At 73.0% G+C, this 2526-nt stretch carries 3 protein-coding genes; 1 reads left to right on the top strand and 2 read right to left on the bottom strand.

Going from position 1 to position 2526, the window contains the following annotated elements; all coding sequences use genetic code 11:
• The coding region (locus WMJ97_RS14935) for a serine hydrolase domain-containing protein (protein WP_347349797.1) at positions 1-1094 on the top strand (1094 nt) is incomplete at its 5' end.
• Here the strand turns inward: WMJ97_RS14935 and pth are convergent.
• On the bottom strand, positions 1084-1683 hold the full coding sequence (gene pth / locus WMJ97_RS14930; RefSeq protein ID WP_347349796.1) for an aminoacyl-tRNA hydrolase: 600 nt from the start codon (positions 1681-1683) through the stop codon (positions 1084-1086). The two genes, WMJ97_RS14935 and pth, sit on opposite strands and share 11 nt — an antisense overlap.
• Before the next feature lie 3 nt (positions 1684-1686).
• Positions 1687-2328 carry a 50S ribosomal protein L25/general stress protein Ctc gene (locus WMJ97_RS14925; RefSeq protein WP_347349795.1) on the bottom strand — a complete coding sequence of 214 codons (642 nt, stop codon included), beginning with the start codon at positions 2326-2328 and terminating at the stop codon, positions 1687-1689.
• Between the last annotated feature and the right edge of the window lie 198 nt (positions 2329-2526).

Below are 2526 nucleotides of genomic sequence, written 5' to 3'. Positions count from 1 at the left end.
TGGTGAGCCACCGCGGCGGCCTGCCCCCCATCGCGCGGCAGGACTACGCCGACCTCCTGCCCTCGCAGTACGCCGGGACGACGCCGCGGGAGTACACGGACTCGACGCCGGAGAGCGTCATCGCGGCGACGAAGGGCGTCGAGCTGGTGGGGCGCGGCGCGTTCCACTACTCCAACCTCGGGGCCGCGCTGCTGGGGCACGCGCTGGCCCGCGCCGGAGGCGTCCGGGATTGGCCGACGTATGTGCGGCAGCGGCTCTGGGAGCCGCTCGGCATGACGGCGACGCAGGTCGCCCCGGCGAACACGCCGGCGTCCGACCTGGTCGTGGCGCATTCGCCCGGCGGGGTGCGCGAACAGCCGTGGACCGGGGCGGGCGGCTACGCGCCCGCCGGGCTCGGCGTCACGACGACGACCGCCGATCTGGAGACGTACGCGCGGGCGATCCTGGACGGGCGGATCCCCGGCGCGGACGCCCTGACGCCCCGCTGGGACGCCGAGGTCGGCGGCCTCCCGCCGATGCGGATCGGCCTGGCGTGGATCACCCTCGACGCCGGCGGCCACCCGTGGGCCTGGCACAACGGCGGCACGGGCGGCTTCCGGACGGTCCTGCTCCTCGACCGGGACGCCCACCGCGCCGCGATCATGCTGTCGAACACGGCTCAGGACCCGACGTTCGCGGCGTTCCGGCTGCTCGGCAGCGACGCGATGCCGCCGACGCTGCCCGGCAGCGTGCCGTACTCGGCGCCGTTCGCCCTCGTCGCAGCGCTCGCCGCGCTGCTGTTCGCGTGGTCGTCGGTGCGCGGACGCCACCGGCTGAAGCTCGTCGGACGCGGCGGCTGGGCCCTCGGGACACTCGCGCTGTGGTGGGTGGCCGCGTCGTGGGACATGGTCCCCGCCTGGATGTTCGGGGCCGCGGCCGGGCTCGTGGCCGGCGCGGCGGTCGCGGCGGGCGTCCGGTGGAAGTCGCTGCCGTGGTGGCCGGCGAAGAGGCGTCCGCTGGCCGCGATCGCCGCGGCGATCGGCGTCGTGGTGCTGGTGGCGTGCCTGGCGTTCGCGGTGGTCGTCGCGGTCGCGGCGGCCGGCGTCAGGAGTTGAACCGGTTCTGGGCGTCGGCGAGGCCGTCGCTCAGCAGGGCCTCCACGGCGTCCGCGGCGCGGGAGGCCTCGATCTCGACGTCGGGCCGAACCGACGCCGAAATCGGCCGAAGCACGTAGTCGGCCGGCTCTTGCCGGCCGGGTGGGCGTCCGATGCCGAAGCGGACGCGGTAGTAGTCGCCCGTGCCGAGCGCGGCCCTGATGGACTTGAGGCCGTTGTGGCCGTTGTCGCCGCCGCCGCGCTTCAGGCGGAGTTGGCCGAGGTCGAGGTCGAGCTCATCGTGGACGACGACGATGTGCTCGGGCGCGATCTTGTAGAACGCGGACGCCTTGCCGACCGCGAGGCCGGAGTCGTTCATGAACGTGCGCGGCTTCACCAGGACGACGCGCTGGGCGTCGGCGCCGACGCCCCCCATGCCGGACGCCGCGAGCCGGGTCTCGCAGACCTCGGCCCGCAGGCCCCGGGGTGCGGCGAACGAGCCGGACGCGCGACGCGCCAGCTCGTCCGCCACCATGAACCCGACGTTGTGTCGGGTGTTGGCGTAGGTCGGGCCCGGGTTGCCGAGCCCGACCACCAGCCAGGCTGACACCGACTACTTCTCCTCGTCGGAGTCGTCCTCGGCGTCCTCGGCGCCCTCTTCGGCCCCCTCGCCCTCGGCGTCTTCGCCCTCCTCGGGCTCGGGCTCCTCTTCACGCGCCTGCGTGATGGAGAGGATGAGCTGCTCGGACTCGACGCCCAGCGAGGCACCCTCGGGCAGCTTGAGATCCTGCGCGAGGATCTGGTCGCCGATCTCGAGGCCGGTGATGTCGACCTCGATGTGCTGCGGGATGTCGGTGGCCTCGACCTCGAGCGCGATGACCTGGGCGTCGACGTTCGTGATCTGGTCGGGGACCTCTTCGCCCACGACGACGATCGGCACCTCGACCGTGACCTTCTCGCCCCGGCGGACCGTCACCAGATCGACGTGCTCGACGAACCCCTTGATCGGGTCGCGCTGCACCTGCTTGGGCAGCGCGAGCTGCGCGGCGCCGCCGTCGACCTCGATCGACAACAGCGCGTTCGCCGTGCGGAGCGCGAGGAGCGTCTCGTGACCCGGGAGCGTGATGTGGACGGGGTCGGTGCCGTGGCCGTAGATGACGGCCGGTACCTTGTCGGCGCGGCGAATGCGACGCGCCGCGCCCTTGCCGAACTCCGTGCGAGCTTCGGCGCTGATCTTGATCTCGTTGCCGGCCATGAACCGGTTCCTCCTCAACCTTGCTGCTGAAATGCGAAAACTGCGGGCTCAGCAAGGGAGGACACACCTTGTCGATCACGGGCGTCGAGCACCCCTCGCCGAGGCAACCCCGTCATCTTAGCCGACGGGGTCCGGCGGGCGTGAATCGGTCCGCGCCGGGCGCCCGCCTGCCGCGTGGGCGGAACGCCTGCAGCGTTT

The sequence above is a fragment of the Nigerium sp. genome (genome assembly GCF_039811905.1).
Classification (GTDB): domain Bacteria; phylum Actinomycetota; class Actinomycetes; order Propionibacteriales; family Propionibacteriaceae; genus Propioniciclava.
This window is presented reverse-complemented; position numbering and strand designations above follow the sequence as displayed.

Bases quoted from the DNA above. Each gene is read 5' to 3' on its own strand.
- WMJ97_RS14925 (WP_347349795.1), bottom strand. From the start codon at position 2,328: ATGGCCGGCAACGAGATCAAGATCAGCGCCGAAGCTCGCACGGAGTTC.